Origin of the sequence: Wolbachia endosymbiont of Trichogramma pretiosum (assembly GCF_001439985.1) — a bacterium.
GTDB lineage: Bacteria > Pseudomonadota > Alphaproteobacteria > Rickettsiales > Anaplasmataceae > Wolbachia.
Genome location: NZ_CM003641.1, coordinates 1,022,708 through 1,046,633, shown reverse-complemented (window position 1 = coordinate 1,046,633; position 23,926 = coordinate 1,022,708). Strand labels below are relative to the sequence as shown.

The following is a 23,926-nucleotide window of genomic DNA, read 5'->3' as shown; positions in this document are numbered from 1 at the left end:
AGCTAGAATTAGTAGTAAAAGGTGGAATTAGGTAAAAAAATAAAGGAACTTAGGTTATACTGTGGTTTTACACAAACTGAACTAGGAAAAAGAACAGGTGTTTCATATAGACAGATACAAAGGTACGAAAATGGTTCAAATTGCATTTTAGTCAGTGGGCTATATGACTTAGCAAAAGCCCTATCAATTGATGTTGCTGATTTCCTTACTGGTATACGTACTGACTCACATGAAGCTTATGATGAAGAAATACTAAAACTAGTCAAAGGATATAACAAAATTAAGAGCAAAAGGTTAAGTAGTGCAGTTTATATATTGGTAAAATCTTTTTCTCAAAGTATACTATCCGGTACGTAAAACGACCGTACAACATCCTATCGATAAGCAAATAGGTGAAAGGATAAGGAAAAGAAGGCTAATATGTGGTTTTAGCCAAAGGGACTTAGGAAAAAATCTTGGAATTTCATTTCAGCATATACAGGGATATGAAACTGGAGAGGTAAGGCTTGTAGTTGATAGATTGTATAATTTGGCAGAAGCTTTGTCTGTTGATATGTCATATTTTTTACCAAGGCTCTGAAGACTTGCATAATAAGGCCTTCCGTAGCGATGTGGGCAGCGAAGAAATATCAAATTAGTAAGAGAATATAGAAAAATTAAAGATGAAACATTGCGTGATACTGTGGATTCAGTGATAAAGGCTCTTGCTAACAAATAGTACAACTTTTAAAGTTCAAGTATTTTTTGTAATATAAAACACTTCTACGAGCAATACTAATTAAAGCAAATTATTTATGGTAAAAAGAACTTTACTTTGTAATAGTTAACCATTTATTTATGATATACAAGTAGCTATGTGAAACATAGCCACTTGTCTCCAATCAAGAACGTCCTCAAGAACGTCCTACGGATGTCGTTTTGTTGTCTTTTAATTTATTCACCCAAGAAAAGGTCTCACTACTTTTAGAATTTTGGTGTAACAGTTTAGACCTGATCTAACAGCTTAATGAAGCAAGATAAAAATATAAATAAATTATAAATGAGTGTCAGAAATGAGTACAACACAAGAAAAACACTAGAACCAAAGTTGGGGTTACTAGAACTTGCAAAGCAATTAGGAGATGTATCCCAAGCGTGTAAAGTAATGGGGTATGCAAGGGATACATTTTACCGCTTCAAAGAGCTATATGAAACAGGAGGGGAAAAGCATTATATGAGATAAACAAAAGCAAACCATTACTTACCAATAGAGTACCAAAGGATACAGAAGAAGCAGTAGTTAAAATAGCAGTAGAGTTTCCAGCATATGGACAAGAAAGAGCAGCTAATGAATTAAAGAAAAAAGGAATTCTAATATCTGCTAGTGGTATAAGGTCAATATGGCAAAGAAACGATCTCGAAAATTTTAAAAAGAGATTGAAAGCCCTGGAAGCAAAGGTGGTCCAAGACGGTATAATTTTAACAGAGGAGCAAGTTGCTGCTTTAGAAAAAAAACTAAGGAACAAAAAGAAGCCAATGTTAGAAACAACACCCTGGATACTTAGGTAATCAAGATGCCTATTATGTAGGCAATATCAAAGGTATTGGAAGAATTTATCAACAAACTTTTATTGACACCTACTCTATAGTGGCCTTCGCTAAGCTTTATACGGAGAAAACTGCTATCACAGCTGCAGATCTTCTCAATGATAGAGTTATACCATTTTTTGATAAACAGAAAGTTCCATTGCTACGCATTTTAACTGATCTTGGTACATAGTATTGTGGTAAACTAGGGAATCATGCGTACCTGTTATGTTTGAGAGTAGAAAATATTGATCATTCTAGAACCAAAGCTTATTCTCCACAGACTAATGGTATATGTGAAAGGTTTCATAGAACTATGCAAGATGAATGTTACAATATTATCTTTAGGAAAAAGATTTATAGTACTTTGGAGGAGCTTCAATTAGATGTCGATCATTGGTTGCATTCTTATAACAGAGATAGACCTCATTCCAGTAAGTATTGCTATTCCTATGCAGACCTTTTTTGATAGTATTCATATTGCTTACCAAAAAAAAAATATTGATAACATTAAAATAGATTCTGATGTCGGTTTTGACTTCTTCGATTCTTCTGTCAGGTCAAGTCTAAACTGTTATAGTTCACTACAACTTTACTTCCTAAAACTACTCCTTCACCACAGCCCACTCAGCTTGCTATAGAGTCTAATAGGGCAGGAATGATAGATGGGTCTTTGGTTGGAGAGATAATAAGTATTGCTGGAATTATAGGATTCATAGCATACAAATATGTTAAGGGTCGTAATTCTGCCCTTGTTTTAGAACTAACTAACTTCAATGATAGAAGGCGATCATCTTTAAGTGGCAATAGCGATGAAGAAATTTTTATCGCTAATAACAGAATGAGACATATATCTATGCGAACTATGGATCAATCTGAAACAGTGCTAAATAGTATAGCGGTGGAGAGTAGTAGTCGTTCAAGAAGCAGCTCATCGTCTTCAAACGGTGGACCAGGATCTTAACTGACTGAGCTAGAGTCTAAAAGTGAAAAAAGCTTATCTTGGGATAGCGATGATATACCGGAATATCACCTTTAGCTATTTGTCTGAATGTTTTTAGTATGTAGACTGTTAGGAAATTTTCTTTTGCTTTTGTGATTTTAATGTTAAAGTATAATTTCTAGGTGAGATAAGTAGCTGCTGTTGTGTGATAAACACAGCAGAGGAAAGTCCGAGCTCCAAGAGAAGGTAGTGACGGGTAACGCCCGCCGGAGGTAACTCCAGTTATAGGGCTACAGAAAATTACCGCCTAAATATTATTAGGTAAGGGTGAAAAGGTGTGGTAAGAGCACACCATGACAATGGCAACATTGGTAGTCAAGTAACCAACACTAGGAGCAAGATTAAATAGAAGTAGGTTTTATGTTTTTCTCATATCTACTCGGGTAAATCGCATGAAGTAAATGGTAACATTTACTCCAGATAAATAGCTACATAAACAGAACTCGGCTTATATTTCACCTAGGCAATGCATGAATGTCAGCAATACTATGTAAATGTGTCAAATATTTCACATACCCTGTACGATCAATTTGACCACCTATATTCCTTTTACTTCTTGGCTTATCTCTTTTTTTTTTATTTCCTTTTGAACTTAACAAAGCTTGAATTTAACCGAGCTTTTCCTTTAACTCGTCATTCTCTATCTCTAAAGTCTTACTTCCTTACCTATAACTTTTTAGCTCCGCTTCCAACCTTTCTATCTTGTGTTGCAAATCTTTGTAAAGTTCTAAAAGACTGACCACGTTACCTCACTTTTAGGATTAGTTTTTATCTTACCAAATCTACCTTTTCGCTTCTTCAATCAACAAGCATAAAATTTCATGCGCTGTCCTTCACTTGTTCTGCTTGATAGTCACTACTGCTTTCACTTATATTAGCACTAGAGTATTCTTCATCGTCAACATACTCTTTTAGAACATATCCTCTACCCCAAACGGTCTCTATGTGGCTTATTCCATCATTTGCACTTTCAAGTTTTTTACGTAATTTACACATAAAAACATCAACTATTTTGTTGTCTGAAGGTTCGTCCAAGCCATTGTAAAGATGGTTTAAAAACATTTCTTTTGTCAACACTGCTCCTTTACGCAATGCCAGCAATTCTATCATGGAATACTCTTTGTTAGTAAGGTGAACTGTTTTGCCTTTTACCTCAACAATCCTGTGATCAAAATTGATATTCATATTACCAATTTTTATCACTGATTCGGGATGACCTTTAGTACGTCGGACTATGGCCTTAATTCTAGCTAATAATTCGCTCTTGTGAAATGGCTTGGTTAAGTAATCGTCGGCACCATACCCAAGTCCTTTAGCTTTATGGTTGGCAGCGGAGATACACGAAAGTATTAAAACAGGAACTTTGATTTTTGCACTTCTTAATCTTAACAGTATATCATATCCATCAATATCACCAGGCAGGTGTATATCTAGAATAACTAGATCGTAATAGTCTCCACCCGAGGAAACCATATTATTGTTATAATCTTCTGCAGAAGTAACAACGTCGCAAAAATGTCCATCAGAAGTTAAGGCATTAACTACAGTACTTGCACTTACTTGATCATCTTCAACTAATAATATACGCATATTTTACACCCCATAAATAATCTATAATTTTAGTAATATATATAACCAAGGAAAGTAACAAATCAAATTTTTATTAATGAATAATAGAAATTACACTTATTAATTAATAGTTAATGTGTCGTTCCAAAATTATACAAATAGATCTAAAATACAGTAGATATACTATTTCTAGTAAAAATTGAATAGAAGCTATTTTTATTAAAAGAATACTTAGGTTAATAGATATTTAAACTATTTTATATATTTATGTTACATTTTTAGTTTACTTATTCTACAGTTTTAAATTATAAGTAATACTTTCAGGAATATTGAGTGGTAATATCAGTTTTAGGTGCTGGCGCATGGGGTACAGCAATTGCTATTTCATTAAGTAGTAAGAAAAATGTAATTTTGTGGACTCGCAATAAGGCCATGTTTGAATCAATTAAAGAGAAAAGAGAAAGTGACAAGCTACCTGATTGTCCAATTCCTGATAAGGTATCAGTAAAATTAGCTATTGAAGATGCAGTGAATGCTTCAGTAATAATTCTAGCTGTTCCCACTCAGTCTCTAAGGGAGATATGTCATCAATTGAATGATTGTAACCTAAAAAAAAATGTAGCAATAATTTTGGCTTGTAAGGGAATAGAAAAATCTACATTAAAATTACCTAGTGAAGTAGTCAATGAAGTTTTACCTAATAATCCTCTTGCTGTTTTTTCTGGTCCTAGCTTTGCTATAGAAGTTGCAAGAAAATTACCATATTCGATGGTTCTTGCATGTCAAAATGAAGTATTAGGTTTAAAATTAGCATCAGAGCTACAGCAAGAAAATATTAAATTGTACCTTAGTAGAGATGTTATAGGAATACAGGTTTGTGCAGCGTTAAAGAATGTTTTTGCTATAGCATGTGGGGTTGTTTTAGGTAGGTTTGGGTTTAATGCTCATGCAGCATTAATTACGAAAAGTATGAGTGAAATTAAGGCTTTATACTCAGCAAAAGTGGGTGAAGGCAATGTAGATATAAATACACTACTTGGACCAGCATGCTTAGGCGATTTGGTTGTGACATGCACATCATTAAATTCAAGAAATCTATCTTTTGGATCTAAAGTAGCTAATAGTAATGGTTCTAGTGCTCAGCAGATTTTATCAGAAGGTAAGTCGGTAATTGAAGGTTTTAACACTGCTAAGTCCGCATTTGATTTAGCAGAAAAGCTAAAGATAAAAATGCCCGTATGTGAAGCGATCTATAGATTGCTATATGAAAATACTTCTATAGAAGATACTATTTCTGTTCTTGTAAATTAGTTTTATATTTCGGTATATTATGAAATTTTTATATAAATTAATATCAACATGGTGGCTATCTGGGACGGTAAAACACATGCCAGGTACTATAGGAAGCTTGGCTGCTTACCCAATTGTTCCTATATTACTCAATAACATAATTTTAGGTACAGCAATTATTTTTTTTTTATTCTTAGTTGGATTATGGTCTACGGGCAATTATATACAATATTACAAAACTCCGCATGATCCAAAAGAGGTAGTAATTGATGAAGTGGTTGGTCAATTGCTGACAGTACTTCTAGTTTCAATATTATTAGAACAAGAAATGAATAGCTCTGTATTGTTGGTGTGCTTTCTCTCCTTTAGGTTTTTTGATACAATAAAAGTGTGGCCTATAAATTTGATTGATAAAAATACAAAAGGTCCTTTAGGTATTATGATAGATGATGTTGTAGCTGCAATTTTCGCCTTTATTTTTGTAGGAGCCTTTTATTGTTTATTGTTGATTTATGCAGAATAAAAAAATTTGTTATTCAAGCTTAATTATTCAGAACCTAAAGGATTATATACTTTATGCAACGAATTTGTCCAAGTGGGAAATACATAACGAATTTGATAATGTTATATTTACAGTAAATGGCACCAGAGAGTCGTTATTTAATTTTGTGTTTTGTGAAGATCAATGTACTGAGCTTTCCATATGCAGAACTCTAGATTATCTCAAAGCACGAAATATAGAAGCAACATGGATAATAAGTCCACGTATAAAAACAGGGGGTATTTTAGAAAAATGGGAAATAAAACACGTTAGCACACCAAAAAAAGTTTTACTCAATATAAAAGATTATTTTTTGCCTAATGATGCTGTTCCAAATTTGAAGTTCAATGTTGTAAATAGTAGTGAGCTCTTAGAGCAATTAGATTTACACACTTCTAAAATTTTTTATCACAGAATTAGTATTGTTAGCACATTTTTTCGCCAATTATCGAATTATGATGATAAGAGCTCAAGGTTAAGATTTTTTCTTGTAATGCTAAATAACGAAATTGTTGGAACATGCGGTCTTTATATTCAAGACAGCATAGCTGGTTTTTATAGCGATGGAGTCTTACCAATTTATAGGGGTCGTGGAATAGGAACTCAAATGGTTTTAGAAAGAATAAAGATAGCTAGGCGATTTGAATGCAAATACATAGTAGCACATTGCATGAAACCTTCTGTAAACCTTTATAAGAGATTAGGCTTTAGGGTATTGGGCAATCTTCACTTACATACCTCTTCAGTATAATCTCTTTGCTGAGAGGTTATAAATTTTTATATTTATTTTTGGAATACTATGTTTTTTTTGTATGAAATAGTTTTACTACTAATTCTAGTATTCTTCTTTTTCTCATATTCTAAATTAAAAATTAGTAATAAAATTAAGGACTTAGAACATCAAAATGTTATCATAAATAATCTAATAGATACTGTAAATGATGGATTTTATATTTGGGACGCAAAAAAACGTATAGAAAAATTTTCTCCCAATTTACTAATTTTGCTTAATACTGTTTTTTATTCATTTAATGAGTTTGTAAATTTTTTTGAGCAATCAGAAAGCTTAATTAAAAGTTTTGCTGAGGCAAAGGAAATAAATAAATCTTTCACTCTAGATTTAAAGTCAAAAGACAGTGAGATTTATTGCACATGTTATGGTAAAAGCATAATAGATTATTCTAATAATGTGATTGGTGTGTTGTTATGGATAAGGAATATCTCCGATTATAAGATAAAAGCTAATGAACTTGAGTTAGAAAATAGTAAGCTTGTGCGAGAATTGGAGAACTATAAAAAAATTTTTGACTCTTTACCATTTCCAATACTGAAGCACAATAAGAATAAAAAAGTAAGGTTTTATAACTTATTTTATGATAAATATATAGGCAGCTCTAAAAAATTTACTGTTGCGAGTGGCTCCCATAACATAAAACCAGGAGAGTGTGTAATAACTTACAAGAATGAACCTAAGGTTTTTAATTTTGTTGAAGTTCCAATGCAAAATTCTAATAGCATAGTAATGTATGGAAAAGATATTAGTGATGAAAAGAAATTACATACTGAGCTAAGCAATTGTTTAGCTGCACAAGAAAGTTTGCTTGAGAAGATATCGATTGCTGTAGCAATATATAGTAAGAATCAAAAGCTAAAATTTTATAATAATGCTTTTATAAAAACTTTTCAGTTTGATCCAGAATTTTTGGAGTCTTATCCAACTTATCACGAGATTATGCTTCACCTATTTGAATCTAAAAAGCTTTTAGGAAAAAAGGATTTTCAAACTATTAATAATCAAAGACATGAGTTGTTTAAAAGATTACTGGAATCATATGGTGAAGCAATACACTTCATCAACGGAAGAACGTTTAGAGTATTAACAATACCCTATGCTTCAGAGAGTCTACTATTTTCTTACGAAGAGTGCCAGAAATAACACTCAAACTCCTTCTCTCTCTACCATAAGCTGTTTTACTTTCGCTATCGCTTTTGCTGGGTTAAGACCTTTCGGGCAGGTTTTTGTACAATTCATTATTGTATGACAACGATACAACTTAAATGGGTCGTTTAAAGAAGCAAGTCTTTCTTCTTTCTTATTATCGCGACTGTCAGCAATCCACCTATAAGCTTGCAGTAATACCGCTGGCCCTAAAAATTTATCACTATTCCACCAATAGCTTGGGCAACCAGTCGAACAGCAAGCACATAGTATACAATCAGATAGACCATCCAATTTTTTCCTATCTTCAGGAGATTGAAAGTATTCTTTATTTTGTAAGGCAGACTTATCTGTTTGTAACCAAGGTTTAATCGATTTGTATTGCTCATAAAATTGGCTTAGATCTGGAACTAGATCCTTTACTATATACATATGAGGTAGTGGATATATTTTTACTTCACCTTTTATATCATGTATAGATTTAGTGCATGCAAGAGTGTTGGTACCATCAATATTCATTGCACAAGATCCGCATATTCCTTCTCTGCAAGAGCGTCTAAAAGTTAAGGTTGAATCTATTTCATCCTTTATTTTTATTAATACATCAAGTACCATAGGGCCACAATTATCCATATCGATAAAAAATGTGTCTATTCTTGGATTTTTATCATCATCAGCAGACCAACGATAAATTTGAAATCTTCTAATATTTTTTGCTCCAGTAGGAGTAGGATAAACCTTGCCCTTTTTATTAACTTTAGAATTTTTTGGTAAAGAAAACTGAACCATATTGCTTACCTTTTACAGCTAAAACCCCTTTTTTGTAAATAACATATTTTGGTATTATCTACCATACTTTTCCTTTTTAAATTCAAGCAAAGCTAAAATCTTGCTCTCTAAACTTTTCATTATAATTTCTTCATCTTCTTTTTGATGATCATAGCCAAGTAAATGAAGCAATCCATGAACTAACATGTGTGCAGTGTGAGTGAGGATAGATATACAGTACTCATGAGACTCTCTTTCTATTGTATCTACTGCAATTGCTATGTCTCCTAGATCACATTCAATAGATAACTGTTCGCATGGAAATGATAGTACATTAGTTGGCTTATCTATTTCTCTAAACTTGAGATTAAGTTGATGTAGCAAGCTATCATCAGCGAGAGCTATTGATATATTTGGTTTATAATGATCTATTTTCAATTCTTTTAGAGAAGCATTAATAATATTTAATACAAAACTCTGTGGGTCCTTCGTAATACTATGCCACCTCTTATCAAGAATATTTACTTCTAACATGAATAAAGCACCAGAAAGGACATTAACCCATCACTTAACATTTGAACCAAAAAAAAGAAGAGTTATAGACCATCGTATCATACACACAACTATACGAATACTATACACTAGAAGTACGTCATCCCAGTGCCCCGATACTGGGATCCAGGAATTCTGATTAGACATCAGGTGAGTAAATATAAAAGCTATATTAAAACACAACATTTTTAACGTGGTTCCATTACATCTGGATCCCAGCGTCAAGCACTGCTTTGTGTTTGATGAAAAATCGGCTACTTCGAAACAAACACTCATACAGCTGTATGTTGTGTGCTGAGGTAATATTGTTTGGCAACAGGTATTACACATCACTCATCCTTATTATTTCATTCCACTCAGTCTCTAAAACTGGAGAAACTGATAAACGTGATTGTTTTAATATAACCATATTTTTCAAAAGTGGGTTTCGTTTTATACTGTTTAACGTCACTTGTTTACTTAAAGGTTTCAAAAGTTTTACATTCACTAGTCCAAATTTAGAATTATAAAAATGATAGTACTCCTTTAATACTTCAACTATTCCAAGTATAACTCTCTCTTTACCTGTATGATAAAAAAACGCAAGATCACCTAATTTCATAGCTCTCATGTAATTTTGAGCTTGATAATTGCATACACCATCCCACTGCGTCACCTGCTCCTTCTCCATTTTTTGCCACGAGTATCCACTTGGCTCTGACTTGAGTAGCCAAAATCGCATTATTTTTTTCTTCTTAAATAAGCTGGTATATCATAAACATTGCTACCCCACTTAACTCTTTCGTTTGTTTGCTCAGTTGAAGCATACTCTTTTGTTTCTAATGTTGGAATTTGATTATAAGGCCATTTAAAATTTTTTTCCTCTGCTGGGATATTGTTTTGATTCACAGATGAATTGTCGTTACAGCTATCAATGCCAGTTGCAAGAACAGAAACTCTAACTCTTCCCTCCATCGCCTGATCAAAAGTGGCACCAAATATTATATTTGCATTTTCATCCACTTCTTCACGCACTCTATTGGCTGCAGCATCAACTTCAAATAGAGTCATATCTCCACCACCAGTAATATTAATCAATATTCCTTGCGCACCTTTCATTGATACATTATCAAGCAATGGATTAGATATCGCAGCCTCTGCAGCACTAATTGCCCTATCTTCTCCTTCCGCCTCCCCAGTACCAATCATTGCTTTACCCATCTCACTCATTACCGTTTCTATATCAGCAAAATCAAGATTAATCAGTCCTGGCATGACCATTAAATCAGTTACTCCTCTTATGCCAATATGCAGAACATTATCAGCGAGTTGAAATGCATCAGCAAATGTAGTTTTCTCGTTAGCAATTCTAAATAAATTTTGATTGGGAATGACAATAAGTGTATCTACGTATTTTTGCAACTCTTCAAGTCCAAGCTCTGCAATGCGCATACGTCGCACACCTTCAAAACCGAACGGCTTAGTTACAACTCCAACAGTCAGTATCTTTTTTTCTTTTGCTCCTTTATCTTTAACCACCGCTCTTGCTTCTCTGGCTGCTTTTGCAATTACCGGTGCAGCACCTGTTCCAGTACCACCACCCATCCCTGCTGTGATAAAGAGCATATGGCTATCCCTTATATGCTCCATAATTTCATCAATTGATTCTTCTGCTGCACCTTTACCAACATCAGGCAAAGCGCCGGCGCCAAGGCCCTTAGTTAAGTTAATACCAAGCTGAATTTTTTTATCACATAATGACTTCTCTAACGCTTGAGCATCGGTGTTTGCTACAACAAAATTTACTCCTTGTAAATTGGATTGAATCATGTTGTTCACAGCATTTCCGCCAGCACCACCAACTCCTACAACTGTAATCCTTGGGTGTAATATAGGCAGCTCTGGTAAACTAAGGTCAATTGACATTTAAACTTTACTCAAATATTAGTGAATTCACTTTCTTAACATTACTAATCAGTAGGTATAATAGTTGCGGTCTTTCAAATAGCACTACTTAGAATGCAAAAAAAGATTGTAAAAAAGGGACAGAAACCTATCCCTTTTGCTTTGTTGAAGTTACCTACTTCTCTGGTTGTTGAACTAATCCATCTACTGCTCGAACTTCAGTCAAGAGCGCTGATCGATTACTATCTTTTAACTCATTAGTGCTATCGTCCATTGCAGGTTTATCACCATCTTTTTCACACTTGTTGAATACTTCTTTAGTGCTATCGTCCATTGCAGGTTTATCACCATCTTTTTCACACTTGTTGAATACTTCTTTTACTGCATCAATTTGACTTGCCTTATCACTTTTTTTATATACATAAATAGGTGCAGTTATTAAAGCTGCTACTGCAGCAAGAACCACCAAACTAGCAATGAATGGATGAGCAACTGCAAATACAGACATTGCAGTAATCGCAGTACTAACAAGTGCTGCAGCTTTTGTTCCAACTATACCAACAAAAGTTGCATAAGCCGGACTTAAGAAATAAGCAGCCGTAAGCGAAGTTACTGTCGCAATTGCTACAAAAGTGGCAGCCGTTCTATACGGATGTTTTGCTACAAGAGCATAAGCGTTATCATAAAACCCCTCAACTTCACATTTAATTGTTTCTACTGTCGCCATAATTATACTCCTAAAATATTAAAATTTAACTAATAGTAGTATACGTCAAAAAAAAGTTTTCTGTCAAGTAGATTAATTTATTTATACATTCTTATTCTGTAATTCAGCACTTCTGCAATGTGTACTTTCTTTACCTCTTCACTTTTTACAAGATCTGCAATGGTTCTTGCTACTCTTAATACGAGTGTGTATCCTCGATTAGAAATATAATTTTCTTTCAATACGTATTTTAGCAATTCTAACCCTTCCTGATCTGGTTCAGTGAATTTATTTAATTCTTCACCACTGACTTCTGCATTGCAACGAATATTAAATTTACTATAACGCTCAGTTTGAATTTTTCTCGCTGCTATCACCCTTCCTCTTATAACCTCGGTACTTTCTCCCTCCACAGAGATTTAAGAAGAAAGTATGCTAACGTTTATCATTTCAATGCTTATATCTATTCTATCAAGCAAGGGCATGATATTTTATTTCTATAATCTGTGCCGCATTTGGAGCTTTGTTGCACGATCTACTTGCATCACCTAAGTAACCGCACCTGCAGGGATTCATTGCAGCTATAAGTTGAAAATTAGCTGGATAAGTAATGTGAGCATTTGCACTTGCAATAGTAACTTTTCTATCTTTAAGTGGTTGACGTAGAGAATCAAGTACAAGCCTTGGAAATTCAGGTAGCTTATCAAGAAATAACACACCATTGTGAGCCATGGTGATTTCCCCAGGCTTTGCATTTTTCCTCCTCCTATCATCGCTAACATCGAGCATGAGTGATGAGGTTCACGAAAGGGAAGAGTTACTTTAAATGTTTCGTTACCGGCTTTTGTTATGCTATAGATAATATTAATATCAATCATCTCTTGTTCAGTCAAATCGGGTAATAGCTCTATAAATCGCTTAGTAAGCATTGACTTTCCAGTACTAGGAGGTCCAACAAGAAGCATATTGTATCCACCTTCTGCTGCAATTTCAGCTGCCCTTTTTGCAACAATTTGACCTTTAATATCCTTTATATCTGGAACTGATTTTTTCTTTGGGTGCAGCGCTATAGTTAAAAGTTACCGACTGAATTAACTACTCATCCTTAAATATGTAACAGTTTAGACCTGATCTAACAGACTAATGAAGCAAGATAAAAATATAAATAAATTATAAATGAGTGTCAGAAATGAGTACAACACAAGAAAAACACTAGAACCAAAGTTGGGGTTACTAGAACTTGCAAAGCAATTAGGAGATGTATCCCAAGCGTGTAAAGTAATGGGATATGCAAGGGATACATTTTACCGCTTCAAAGAGCTATATGAAACAGGAGGGGAAAAGCATTATATGAGATAAACAAAAGCAAACCATTACTTACCAATAGAGTACCAAAGGATACAGAAGAAGCAGTAGTTAAAATAGCAGTAGAGTTTCCAGCATATGGACAAGAAAGAGCAGCTAATGAATTAAAGAAAAAAGGAATTCTAATATCTGCTAGTGGTATAAGGTCAATATGGCAAAGAAACGATCTCGAAAATTTTAAAAAGAGATTGAAAGCCCTGGAAGCAAAGGTGGTCCAAGACGGTATAATTTTAACAGAGGAGCAAGTTGCTGCTTTAGAAAAAAACTAAGGAACAAAAAGAAGCCAATGTTAGAAACAACACCCTGGATACTTAGGTAATCAAGATGCCTATTATGTAGGCAATATCAAAGGTATTGGAAGAATTTATCAACAAACTTTTATTGACACCTACTCTATAGTGGCCTTCGCTAAGCTTTATACGGAGAAAACTGCTATCACAGCTGCAGATCTTCTCAATGATAGAGTTATACCATTTTTTGATAAACAGAAAGTTCCATTGCTACGCATTTTAACTGATCTTGGTACATAGTATTGTGGTAAACTAGGGAATCATGCGTACCTGTTATGTTTGAGAGTAGAAAATATTGATCATTCTAGAACCAAAGCTTATTCTCCACAGACTAATGGTATAAGAAATTAATACCTTTATAATCTGCAAGGCGAAATATGGAAAATGAGTAGCAGTAAAGAATTCACAAATTGAATTCATCCAATCTACAAATATAATATTGTAGAGCTCAAAAAAAACCAACAATTGCAATTGTTGACTCTTCAAGTATAATTTGTTGAGATTTACAAGAACCTTATTAGATGAAAGAGAAAGAAGAACAGTTTAGTTTTACATCAGACAACCTCAGAAAAGCGAAAAAGTCTATAGAGATGTATCCTAAAGGTAGAGAAGGTAGTGCCGTCATGCCTTTACTATACCTGGTTCAAGAACAATGCGGATGGGTTCCTGAATCTGCTATGCGCTGCGTTGCTGACATGCTTCATATTCCACATATTCGTGTATATGAAGTGGCAAATTTTTACACCATGTATAATTTAAAACCAGTAGGTAAACATCTCATACAAATTTGTAGAACAACTCCTTGCTGGTTGTGCAATAGTGAAGAAGTGTTAAATACCTTTAAAAAGAAACTAGGAATCAACATTGGTGAAACTACTAAAGATAACCTATTTACTTTAAAGGAAGTTGAATGTCTTGGTGCATGCGTTAATGCCCCTGTGATACAGATCAATAATGACTTTTATGAGAACCTCACTCCTAAAAAGGTGGAAAATATCATAGCAGAGCTTTCAAGCAAATAGATGGAAAATTTTTCGTTTAGGATAACCAAGCAATCAGGTTCTGCAAGAGTTGGCACAATTAAGACTCCAAATGGAAACATAGAAACACCAGCATTTATATTTTGTGCAACCAAAGCTGCCATTAAAGCTGCAGATATCGAAAGAATCAGAGAAGCAGGTACTCAGATAATACTTTCCAACACTTATCACCTAATGCTTCAACCTGGAGAGGATACTGTGGAAAAACTTGGTGGCTTGCACAAGATGATGGGATGGAGTGGACCAATGCTCACTGATTCTGGTGGATACCAGATATTTAGTTTAGGACACGGGTCAGTTTCGGAAGAAATAAAGGGAATAAGACAGAAGCAAAAAACTCTGATCAAAATTAACGAAGATGGGGCAATTTTTCGTTCTTACATAAATGGTAAAACTTATTGCCTAACTCCTGAAAAATCTATACAGATTCAACAAAAATTAGGTGCAGATTTAATCCTAGTTTTAGATGAATGTACTCCATTCCATGTCAGTAAAGAATACACAAGAAAATCAATGCTCATGAGCCATAGATGGGCTGAACGTTCTTTAAATGAGTTTGAAAAAAATAATGATGGAAAACAGGCGCTGTATGGAATTAGCCAAGGCGGAGTGTATCAAGATTTACGTAGGGAAAGTTGTGACTTTATCAAAAATTTGCCATTTTTTGGTCAAGCAATAGGTGGATCGCTTGGTCAGAGTAAAGAGCAGATGTATGACGTAGTTTCCCTTACTATGAAACGTTTAAAAAAAGAGAAGCCTACTCATTTGCTTGGTATTGGTGGAATTATGGACATTTTTCGTGGAGTAGAGCTTGGTGTTGACACATTTGATTGTGTGCATCCAACTCGCCTCGCAAGACATGGTGGCGCACTTGTTAAAGTAAAAAACAGAGATTCTATTTCTTCAAAGTGTAAAGAGCATATTAATTTGCGAAATCAACGATTCGAACTAGATGATAACCCAATTGAAAATGACTGTTTATGCTTTACTTGCAGAAAACATTCAAGAGCCTATATACACCATTTAATAAAAGCGAAGGAATTGCTGGCTTACACACTCGTTACCATTCACAATATTTTCTTCATGAATAAGTTGATGGAATCAATAAGACAAGCAATATTGAATGATAAGCTAGATCAGGAAAAAAACAATTGGATTAGTGAAATACCGCTACATTGTGAATTATATACCTAGTTCATATTTTGTACATGTGCGTTGCATTTTTTAATCTTCTTTAAAAACTTGACAGTACCTTATATATACGGGCATAGTGGGAATGTAATTTTGTTGTGCATTTATGGTTAAAAATAAAGAAAAACATCAAATGGCGTTCTGCGCTTCAGTCTTTACACTCTCAGCTGGTTTATTATTGATCACAACTGGAATCGCAGCAACTGCTGTACCTGCTATAGCTTCTTGTTTAGTGATAGGAGGAATTTTAACTGCCTTGTCTATTGTGCAGTCAGTAGAAAGCTATTTATTTTTACAAAACAGCAAAAAAAACTTCAATAAAATAATTAGTGGTATACGGAATGAACCAGAAAGCAAACTTTTTATAGAAAGGATTTTGCAACCATTCATTGAACTTGTTAGTGAGTATAAGCAACGTAACTAAAGTACACTAAGCATAGAAACCACTTTATCGTAACTTGGCAATGAATTAATTTCTCCAATCGCAGATAAAGTAATCCTTTCACGCTGAGATAGCAATTCTTCTGCTGCTTTTTTTATATCGTAAATAGTAGTAGCACTAATTTTTTCTATTAATTCGTTTTTACTGATGTATTTATTATAGTTACCGTAGTAGTGTCCTAACGTTTCAGCACGCGAGCTAACACTTTCGCGTGACATTAAAATTTGAGATTTTACCCGTTCTTTTACTCTATTTACTTCTTCTTCCTTTAAATCATCTGTAGACAATTTGTTCAACTCTGTCGTTATAGCTTTCAAAAGCTTATCTAGATTACTGCTATCTGTACCAGCAAAAATCGAAATCATTCCTGTATCAGCATAGCTAGAGTTGAATGAGTAAATGGAATAAGCAAGCCCACGCTTTTCTCTTACTTCCTGAAACAGGCGTGATGACATACCACTTCCCAGTATGGCATCAAGAACTTTGAATGTGTGATATCTGCTATCATCACGAGAAACACTAGGTAGACCAATTAATAAATGTACTTGATCTAATTTACGATGTTCTAAATACTCACCACCTGTATAACTTGCATTCTCGCTTTTTTTTAGCTCTTTTGAATGAATCTTTGAGAGAAAGTCTTTGATTAATTGAACAACTTCCTCATGTTCAACATTTCCTGCAACAGCAAATATAATGTTCTCGCCGAAGTAATGATCATTTATGTAGTTATCTAGATTAGCTCGAGTAAGAGATTTGACAGTATCTTGCGTACCCAAGATTGATCTACCAAATGGTTGATCTTTATAAGCTACTTCAAAATACTTATCAAAAATGATATCGCTTGGCGAATCATTAGTTTGAAAAATCTCTTGTATTACAACACTCTTTTCGCGTTCCAATTCATCCTCTGGAAATGTAGAATTCATTAATATATCTATTAATATATCAATACCAGTCTTTATATCTTTTTTAAGAACCTTTGCATAGTAACTTGTACTTTCTCTACCGGTGCAAGCATTGAAATCTCCACCTATGTCGTCAAAAGCTTTTGCAATTTCAAAAGCAGTTCTTGTCTTTGTTCCTTTGAAAGCCATGTGCTCTAGGAAATGAGATATTCCATTTTGACTTGCACTTTCAGCTCTACTGCCAACACCAACTCGTATATTTAAAGCTACGGAATCAACTTCATGCACTCGCTCAGTTATTATACGTAGACCATTATCTAGTTTTGTTACTTGTGGTATATTCATCTTATATATTCTTCCTTAAATTCTCTTCTACAAAATCCCAATTGATCAAATGATCAAGAAAAACTTTTATGTAGTCAATTCTGCGATTTTGGCAATCCAAATAGTATGCATGCTCCCATACATCCATAGTAAGTAGTGGCACCTGACCATAAATTAGCGGTAGATCCGCATTTGGAGTTTTAGTGATTTTGAGTTTTCCTTTTTCAAGCACTAACCACACCCATCCACTACCAAATTGGCTTACTCCATAATGTGAAAATTCTTCACAAAATTTGTCAAAGCCACCAATGTCATCTTGAATTTTTTTTGCTAGCAGACCATCATCTTTAGGTTTACCACCACCATTTTTTTTTATTGAATTCCAATAAAAAGTGTGGTTCCAAACTTGTGCTGCATTGTTAAAAATAGGAACTTTATTATTATTTCCATGAACTTTCGTTACTAACTCCTCAATTTCCATATGTTGATAATCTGTATTTTCAACCAGTTCGTTGAGTTTATTTAAGTACCCCTTATGGTGCTTATCATAATGAAAATCTAATGTCTTTGCAGATATATAAGGCTCTAAAGCTGTTTTATCGTACGGCAACTCAGGTAAAGTAAAACTCATGCTGACCTCTTTATTTTCGATGGTATGGTAATATGTGCTTTTGCGCAATAGATAATTTAGTTAAGTAGTGATTGCATTTATTCTAAAACAAGCGATACTAGTAAGATAACTATGTTACTATTTTGTAGGGGTAATATTTCGAGTTCATATGGTAATTTTAAGAAACATGTTAAATTAGGAGATGTTCCTACCAAAAGGGTTCTAGGTAACCAAGTTCCACAAAGTAATTTTTATAAGTCCGTTCATTGTATTAATAGTGTTATTGGGCCAGTGAAGAATGTATCTCTTGGTAGTTACAAAAAAAATTCCCATAATTTGATTATTACTTTTGCATTAGCTAGTGTCATTCTGCAACCTTTATATCTAGCATTGGCGTATCTGTTATACTGGCAGGCAAAAGGGTTAGCGAAAGTAACATATAGTTATGATCTTAAGTGCAATGCAAGATCATTGATAGATTATTCATCTATGTTATCAAATAAGGCATGTAATCACAGTGATACATTAGCTACATTTGTTAACGCAGTTTTGAGTTATGCTGTTAGTACTGTCATTTGGCCTGCTGCGCTTGTTATTACACCACTAGTTTGGACTAGTGATAAAGTAGCAAGTAAGTTTAGTGATGCAAAAAGTGAAGGTGGTGGTCCTTTTTTTCAAAATAGATAGCCTACCAAGTACATGTGAAACCATTGTATCCCTGTGGCAAAATAAAGTAGACGAGATAAAGACACCTATAGAAGCAAGAGGATGTCATGCCAGTGCGTGACACTGGCATCCCGATAGAGTGTTGAACATTTTTTTTGCCTTTCGAGAGCGAGTTCTTGCAACCGAAACACTATATGCACATTATCATCATCAATTTCAATGCGTTGAACTAATTTTCTTATTATCTTAAGTTTAGTTTCCCAATCTGCCTGATTAAGCTCTCTCAGAGGAAAAACTTTCTACACTGTTTGTGATAAAATCTAATTCTCTCTATAGCCTCTTTTTATCGATAGCTTCTTCCCTTTGATCTCTGATTCCTTTAACTCCTTTTCCATACTCTCAACTTCTAAGTCATACTTTTCCTTCGTTATATTACCCCTTGCATATACATAAGCTAATCTTTCTATACCTTGTTCTATTTTATCTGCACGTTTTTCAATCTCATCCTTTGCCTGCTTATTTTCATATTTTAAAAATCTAACCTTTGCCATCGCCTCTGGTTCTTTGAGTACCATCTTCATTTCTTTCCATACTTCTTCGAGAATATCAACTCGTATTGATTTGCTGTTACACACCCTATTCCCATCAAAACGAATGTTTTTTTTTAGTCCCCGGAAAAATCTCATTTAGCTTAGCTATAGATGTTTACAAAAGAAATTCAAGTAAGTGAAGAAAGAAAAATTATTTTTGCAATACCGTAGGTACGCTCCACAACTATATTGAAGTTTTTATTGCACTCAAAACCTTCATTTTTCCTCATTTCTAGAATTATTAACGCATTATCATTTAACCAGCCTGAGTGAGCTAACTCGTCTAAAGTAGAGTTAACCAGATTGATATTATAAGGTGGGTCCATAAAAACTATATCGCACTTTGAAATAGGTCTTGGTAATCCGTTAGCATTGCAACAAATTAACGTGATATCGTTCGTAATTCCAAGATCTTCTGCTGTTTTTTTAGGCAGTTGCAAATTGTAATAATCTGAATCTACCATGAATGCATGTTTAGCACCTCGAGAAAGTGCTTCAAATGAAAAAGAGCCACTTCCGCAGAATAAATCAAGTACATTTAGGTTATAAATAGGTTTTCTTGAAGAAAGTATACTAAATATTGCTTCTCGGACACTACTCATAGTGGGCCGTGCAGATAAATTCTTGCCTGTAGTTATTTTTCTTCCACGATATTTACCCGCAATAACACGTAACATATAAAACAAGTTCGAAGTTAACTAATTATTTATAATACACATTTAATGTCAACATAGCTTCAGCAGTATAATAGAAAGAAGGTTGCTTGTGTAGAAACGCAAGATCAATCGCTTTTCTTTGATTTATTTTCTATACTGATTGCACGACCAATCTCGTCTTGTAGATCATCATGGTTGTTTTTTTCATCATGACCCGTCCCTTCAATTCTACTTTCTAACTCTAACTTAATTAAAGTATTGATTTTCTCTATACTATCGAGGAAATTGTGACACTCTTCATCACTATATTCCTCACCGGATGCTTTTTTTTCTATAAATAGAGTTTTTAACCCTATTAGATCAGAACTCTGATCGGCATTCAACACAATATTTCTCTCTATAAAACTAAGATCTGATAGTAACAAACTAACCTCTAATAGATCTTCATTTTCAATGTTTGCAAGATTATCAAGATCGTCTAAAATGGAGAACATCTTAAGCTCTTTCTGTGCAATTTCTTTGTCTTCTTTGTCAAATTCTGACGATAGCCCTTTATCATTTATAAGTCTCTCATTCAGAGCTTTATTTAGCTTTGAAAGACTAACATCACCTTGCTTGGTGCTATCTAGTAACAAATCCACCCTCGCTCTGCGCGCATTTAAAACATCATTGTAATCGTTTAACTTAATATTACCATCTTCGCCTTGCTGAAGACCATAATAACCTAGCCCTTTGAAATTACGATTCTTCATCATTCTCTATGTTCTCATTCCTTTCATTATCTTGACGCTCTCTATCTTCTCCGGCACTTATAACTTCTGTAGTGTTTTTTAGGGTTTCTGGTTCCGTACCTAATTTTCGATTTGATTGATTAGGCTTATTTTCTTTTGATGATTCATCTTCTTCCGGTTCTCTCTTGCGGCCAATAGTATAGTCATGAAGCTTCTCAAGAAATTCCCGTCTATATGTTTTTGCTCTATAGAGTAGATTATGCCGGTAACCATCCTTTTCTCCTGTAGCAGGGTTAATTCCTATAGAGTCTAGACCATGTTCCCAAGTGAACTTCATAGCATCTTCTATTGTATAGCCCAAATGTGATCCTACATATCCTTTATAATATTCTAAATATTTATCAATTCTTCTATGTGCAATATCTTCTTTATCAATTCCAAACGCCCTGTAGATTTTTTCCTCAAGCTTATCAACATCATTTTTAGGTGATGTTGCAAATTTTGTTGCTTCAATAGTAGCACCTACAAGCTTACGTGGCACATTAATAGCATATTTCAGCACACCCCCAACTCCTGGTATTCTATCTAGCAAATTAGCTGTACCTCCAGCTAATCTGTCCGGCACATAAGTAGCCCAATTACCTAAAGACTCTAGCCCTCCACCAATTTTATCTTGCATCTGTTGTTTTAATCCCTGCATTAAACCAGTCAAAGGTGATGCTTGATACATACTAGATATATTGTAAACACCAAACCCACCACCGGCAATGCTTGAGCCCATCTGCTGTACAAACTCCTTCAAAGAAAACATCAAAAACGACAGCAAGAACAATACAAAGATCTCTCCTGCGTTGATTAAATAACCTCCCTGTATGTCTTGCACCCTTTGGTAATCACTATTTTCTTTATAATTTTTGCAATCCTCACAACCTTTACATTTCTGACAGTATTCACTGTTGGGATCATTATATAAATCATCAAGTTTAAGTATTCTACAACCTTGTTTTTTTATCGCACTCCGCACTAAAGATCTTATTTCATTAATTATTTCCCCATAACTATTGCATTTATTTATGTCTTGACAGTAGCGTTTTATTATTTCACTAACATCACCTATCCTTTTCTCTATATTGTTGATCAGTAATATAATGTCTGCCCTCTCTGATGCATGAGATAAACTATTTGTTAAGCGTACTAGATCTTTTGCACTACAGCCATTACTAACTATAATATCACTTTCCGCAATATAGTAATCTGCTGGATTATCTTTAGTTCCAGGAATTGGATTAAAGAAAGGATAATCTATATAACGAAAACCTTTATTAATGTAATCTGGTGGAAGAGGGATATATCCAGCGCCACCAGTAAACTTTACTGTACCACCTATTCTGCTTAGTTTTTCTATACCTTCTATATTCTTATCTACGTTCAATGGAGAAGCCTCTCCAATAGCATAAGGTACAAAAATTTGCCCTGGAGTCCAGCTAAAGTATTCTTTATCAATTATACAAAAACCACTAAATACCCATTTTGGAGCACATAACTTTATTTCGAGCCATTTATTATAGCACACAGTAAAGCCTAACTGTTTATAAAAGGTATTCATTATCATCGCACCAAGTAATGACAGCAGGGTAAATATCATAATTGATTGCAAACAGAAACTAATACAGAATTTTATCCAACCCTCAAATAGACTTTTCAGTGGTGAAAATAAAATAGAGATTAGGAATAGCGGCATTATAGCTACAAGAAAAGCTATACCCATAAAACCAGAAAGGAATATTATGTAAGCATACATACACAGCAGGAAATATAAGATAATCCCTATAAAAATAGCCGGTATCATAAGGAGACTTGCCCACATTTGATAATGTAAAAATGCTGCAAACTTTTTCCAAACAGAGTAAGCAAAAAACTTATTAAACATATCCTCGATGAAGCTAAACAATTTATCTTCATTTCCTTGAGCAACGTTTGAATTACCTCCGGTGTTCATGTTGGGAGCAAAATTAGTAATTATGCTTATCAATTGTTCAAGACCTTTAACAAATAAAACAAGAAAATGATCATAGAAAAATCTAAAACTTCCAGGAGATATAAGAACTACTACTAGGGTGATTTTCATCATTCTGATGAGCATATCATGCTTAGTTTCTCTTATCATTCCAAAAAGATAAAGAAGCGATGAAATCACTATAAATAGAACAAGCAAGGAAAGAACAAAATTGTGAAAGCTCGTACTTTTTTCAGCTATATTTTGAAATATCGCTTGTGCAGCTGCAGGATCATTGCTATCAAAATGCTTTTTACAATTTTCGTTAATCAACAATACACATTTTAGATAGTTATAAACGTAATCAAAAAATCCAAAGTTACTTGGTTTCTGCACTCCGCTCAAAAATTCAAAAGAGTAGCCACCTGCATTATCTAGATAATATCTATCTAATATCTTTACATATATTTTCCATCCTTTTTCTAACCTCACTGTATTACAATTCCTGTCCTGTAATTTGGCTTTATCTCTGTCTAAAGTAAAAAGCCCACTTCCATCTTCCGCTAAGGAATTGTAACCTAGATGTACAGTAGGAGACTCAGGGTTACGCATGGATTTCAAATTTTCGTTAGGACTAGAATCTCTAGGCCTTTTAAATAAAAGATAAGCACCATGTCCGTTAGTAAACCAACATGGAGCACCGCGTTTTTCTCTGTTATCATCTTCACTAATACACTTGCAATTTACAGTACAACTTGCATTAGGATTACTTGAAATTTTTTGTGTACTAGATTTGTAATCATTACAAATTAAGGGAAAGTCAGGCAAACTATTATCGCCTTGTTCACCTTCAAACTTAGTCGCATATTTTAGCTGTTCCAAGCTTTGCAAATTATAACTACCTTTAGATTCTTTCTGATTATCATTACTCCAAGATGTCCATGCACCATTTACTCGTACTACCAAACTATCTCCATTGGTTTCAAATCCAGTATCTTTCCATTTCACCACTTGATTAGGGTGAAAACCATAATTGACTTTACCAGTATCATAGTCAATAATTTCCTGATCTTCGGGAACAAAGGCATCGTGATCTCTTGAAAAATGAGCACTAACTGCAACCGGTTCAGGACCAAAATAATCAGCAGATATACATCTTGGAAAAGGCATATCATTCTTACTACAACCTGTAACCAGCACACAGATTACCAAAATTAATAACCTAAACCAACATTTACCTAAGCGTGATTGCATACCTAAACTTTTTCCAATACAGAACAAATTGCTAAAACCTTACTT

At 34.1% G+C, this 23,926-nt stretch carries 24 protein-coding genes, 1 other RNA gene and 3 pseudogenes; 14 read left to right on the top strand and 14 right to left on the bottom strand.

What is annotated here, in order from left to right; translation table 11 throughout:
• Window positions 1-21: 21 nt before the first annotated feature.
• The 5 genes and pseudogenes from wTpre_RS05145 (at window position 22) to rnpB (ending at window position 3,035) form a co-directional block, all read left to right on the top strand.
• Window positions 22-357 carry a helix-turn-helix domain-containing protein gene (locus tag wTpre_RS05145; protein WP_068652459.1) on the top strand — a complete coding sequence of 112 codons (336 nt, stop codon included), beginning with the start codon at window positions 22-24 and terminating at the stop codon, window positions 355-357.
• Window positions 358-376: 19 nt separating this feature from the next.
• The gene (locus wTpre_RS07060) at window positions 377-580 is read left to right on the top strand and encodes a helix-turn-helix domain-containing protein (protein ID WP_369665142.1); all 204 of its coding nucleotides are present in this window, start codon (window positions 377-379) and stop codon (window positions 578-580) included.
• Window positions 581-1,039: 459 nt separating this feature from the next.
• Window positions 1,040-2,060 (top strand): annotated as a pseudogene (locus wTpre_RS05135) (IS481 family transposase); the annotation flags it as partial.
• Between the two features lie 164 nt (window positions 2,061-2,224).
• On the top strand, window positions 2,225-2,530 hold the full coding sequence (locus wTpre_RS05130; RefSeq protein WP_068652457.1) for a hypothetical protein: 306 nt from the start codon (window positions 2,225-2,227) through the stop codon (window positions 2,528-2,530).
• Window positions 2,531-2,688: 158 nt separating this feature from the next.
• An RNA gene (gene rnpB, locus wTpre_RS05125) (RNase P RNA component class A) lies at window positions 2,689-3,035 on the top strand.
• Here the strand turns inward: rnpB and wTpre_RS05875 are convergent.
• On the bottom strand, window positions 3,025-3,168 hold the full coding sequence (locus wTpre_RS05875) for a hypothetical protein (RefSeq protein WP_179945512.1): 144 nt from the start codon (window positions 3,166-3,168) through the stop codon (window positions 3,025-3,027). The two genes, rnpB and wTpre_RS05875, sit on opposite strands and share 11 nt — an antisense overlap.
• 220 nt (window positions 3,169-3,388) lie before the next feature.
• Window positions 3,389-4,159 carry a response regulator transcription factor gene (locus wTpre_RS05120; RefSeq protein WP_068652456.1) on the bottom strand — a complete coding sequence of 257 codons (771 nt, stop codon included), beginning with the start codon at window positions 4,157-4,159 and terminating at the stop codon, window positions 3,389-3,391.
• A 312-nt stretch (window positions 4,160-4,471) separates the two neighbouring features.
• On the opposite strand from wTpre_RS05120, the gene wTpre_RS05115 reads away from it, so the two are divergent.
• From wTpre_RS05115 to wTpre_RS05100, 4 genes are read left to right on the top strand one after another with little or no spacing between them, the layout of a single operon-like run.
• Window positions 4,472-5,449: an NAD(P)H-dependent glycerol-3-phosphate dehydrogenase gene (locus tag wTpre_RS05115; RefSeq protein ID WP_068652454.1), complete on the top strand. Its 978-nt coding sequence runs from the start codon at window positions 4,472-4,474 to the stop codon at window positions 5,447-5,449.
• Window positions 5,450-5,468: 19 nt separating this feature from the next.
• Entirely contained in the window at window positions 5,469-5,951 is a 483-nt protein-coding gene (locus tag wTpre_RS05110; protein WP_068652452.1) for a phosphatidylglycerophosphatase A family protein, read from the top strand.
• Window positions 5,941-6,720 carry a GNAT family N-acetyltransferase gene (locus wTpre_RS05105; protein WP_068652450.1) on the top strand — a complete coding sequence of 260 codons (780 nt, stop codon included), beginning with the start codon at window positions 5,941-5,943 and terminating at the stop codon, window positions 6,718-6,720. The genes wTpre_RS05110 and wTpre_RS05105 overlap by 11 nt, the downstream gene beginning before the upstream one ends.
• Before the next feature lie 48 nt (window positions 6,721-6,768).
• Window positions 6,769-7,905, top strand: a complete 1,137-nt coding sequence (locus wTpre_RS05100) for a hypothetical protein (protein WP_068652448.1) — start codon at window positions 6,769-6,771, stop codon at window positions 7,903-7,905.
• Window positions 7,906-7,908: 3 nt separating this feature from the next.
• Here wTpre_RS05100 and wTpre_RS05095 read toward each other — a convergent pair whose 3' ends face one another.
• The 6 genes and pseudogenes from wTpre_RS05095 to wTpre_RS07415 all read right to left on the bottom strand — a co-directional run.
• Complete coding sequence (locus wTpre_RS05095; RefSeq protein WP_068652446.1) at window positions 7,909-8,697, bottom strand: succinate dehydrogenase iron-sulfur subunit; 789 nt, start codon at window positions 8,695-8,697, stop codon at window positions 7,909-7,911.
• Between the two features lie 54 nt (window positions 8,698-8,751).
• A complete protein-coding gene (ybeY, locus tag wTpre_RS05090; protein ID WP_068652444.1) occupies window positions 8,752-9,210 on the bottom strand; it encodes an rRNA maturation RNase YbeY in 459 nt (152 codons plus the stop codon).
• Window positions 9,211-9,550: 340 nt separating this feature from the next.
• Entirely contained in the window at window positions 9,551-9,949 is a 399-nt protein-coding gene (locus tag wTpre_RS05085; protein ID WP_068652442.1) for an EVE domain-containing protein, read from the bottom strand.
• Window positions 9,949-11,133: a cell division protein FtsZ gene (gene ftsZ, locus wTpre_RS05080; RefSeq protein WP_068652440.1), complete on the bottom strand. Its 1,185-nt coding sequence runs from the start codon at window positions 11,131-11,133 to the stop codon at window positions 9,949-9,951. Before ftsZ ends, wTpre_RS05085 begins: the two co-directional genes overlap by 1 nt.
• 154 nt (window positions 11,134-11,287) lie before the next feature.
• Complete coding sequence (locus tag wTpre_RS05075) at window positions 11,288-11,839, bottom strand: hypothetical protein (RefSeq protein WP_245609416.1); 552 nt, start codon at window positions 11,837-11,839, stop codon at window positions 11,288-11,290.
• 77 nt (window positions 11,840-11,916) lie between these two features.
• A pseudogene (locus wTpre_RS07415) lies at window positions 11,917-12,913 on the bottom strand (YifB family Mg chelatase-like AAA ATPase); the annotation flags it as partial.
• Window positions 12,914-12,994: 81 nt separating this feature from the next.
• Between wTpre_RS07415 and wTpre_RS05065 the strand changes: the two are divergent.
• The 4 genes and pseudogenes from wTpre_RS05065 to wTpre_RS05050 form a co-directional block, all read left to right on the top strand.
• Window positions 12,995-13,815 (top strand): annotated as a pseudogene (locus wTpre_RS05065) (helix-turn-helix domain-containing protein); the annotation flags it as partial.
• A 179-nt stretch (window positions 13,816-13,994) separates the two neighbouring features.
• Window positions 13,995-14,495: an NADH-quinone oxidoreductase subunit NuoE gene (gene nuoE, locus wTpre_RS05060; RefSeq protein WP_068652438.1), complete on the top strand. Its 501-nt coding sequence runs from the start codon at window positions 13,995-13,997 to the stop codon at window positions 14,493-14,495.
• Window positions 14,496-15,707 carry a tRNA guanosine(34) transglycosylase Tgt gene (gene tgt / locus wTpre_RS05055; RefSeq protein ID WP_068652437.1) on the top strand — a complete coding sequence of 404 codons (1,212 nt, stop codon included), beginning with the start codon at window positions 14,496-14,498 and terminating at the stop codon, window positions 15,705-15,707.
• Between the two features lie 103 nt (window positions 15,708-15,810).
• A complete protein-coding gene (locus wTpre_RS05050) occupies window positions 15,811-16,128 on the top strand; it encodes a WD_0736 family protein (protein WP_068652435.1) in 318 nt (105 codons plus the stop codon).
• On the opposite strand, the gene wTpre_RS05045 is transcribed toward wTpre_RS05050, so the two are convergent.
• On the bottom strand, window positions 16,125-17,399 hold the full coding sequence (locus tag wTpre_RS05045) for a M16 family metallopeptidase (protein WP_068652433.1): 1,275 nt from the start codon (window positions 17,397-17,399) through the stop codon (window positions 16,125-16,127). The two genes, wTpre_RS05050 and wTpre_RS05045, sit on opposite strands and share 4 nt — an antisense overlap.
• A gap of 1 nt (window position 17,400) precedes the next feature.
• Window positions 17,401-18,009, bottom strand: a complete 609-nt coding sequence (locus tag wTpre_RS05040; RefSeq protein WP_068652431.1) for a superoxide dismutase — start codon at window positions 18,007-18,009, stop codon at window positions 17,401-17,403.
• 135 nt (window positions 18,010-18,144) lie between these two features.
• Here wTpre_RS05040 and wTpre_RS05035 point away from each other — a divergent pair, with 135 nt between their 5' ends.
• Window positions 18,145-18,675, top strand: a complete 531-nt coding sequence (locus wTpre_RS05035; protein WP_068652680.1) for a hypothetical protein — start codon at window positions 18,145-18,147, stop codon at window positions 18,673-18,675.
• 299 nt (window positions 18,676-18,974) lie between these two features.
• Here the strand turns inward: wTpre_RS05035 and wTpre_RS05030 are convergent, their stop codons facing one another.
• From wTpre_RS05030 to wTpre_RS05015, 4 genes are all read right to left on the bottom strand, one after another.
• Complete coding sequence (locus wTpre_RS05030) at window positions 18,975-19,340, bottom strand: hypothetical protein (RefSeq protein WP_068652429.1); 366 nt, start codon at window positions 19,338-19,340, stop codon at window positions 18,975-18,977.
• Between the two features lie 32 nt (window positions 19,341-19,372).
• Window positions 19,373-19,921, bottom strand: coding sequence for a 16S rRNA (guanine(966)-N(2))-methyltransferase RsmD (gene rsmD, locus wTpre_RS05025; RefSeq protein ID WP_068652427.1), 549 nt, complete (start codon window positions 19,919-19,921; stop codon window positions 19,373-19,375).
• A 104-nt stretch (window positions 19,922-20,025) separates the two neighbouring features.
• Window positions 20,026-20,655: a WD_0853 family protein gene (locus wTpre_RS05020; protein WP_068652425.1), complete on the bottom strand. Its 630-nt coding sequence runs from the start codon at window positions 20,653-20,655 to the stop codon at window positions 20,026-20,028.
• Window positions 20,639-23,881 carry a TrbL/VirB6 family protein gene (locus wTpre_RS05015; protein ID WP_068652678.1) on the bottom strand — a complete coding sequence of 1,081 codons (3,243 nt, stop codon included), beginning with the start codon at window positions 23,879-23,881 and terminating at the stop codon, window positions 20,639-20,641. Before wTpre_RS05015 ends, wTpre_RS05020 begins: the two co-directional genes overlap by 17 nt.
• Between the last annotated feature and the right edge of the window lie 45 nt (window positions 23,882-23,926).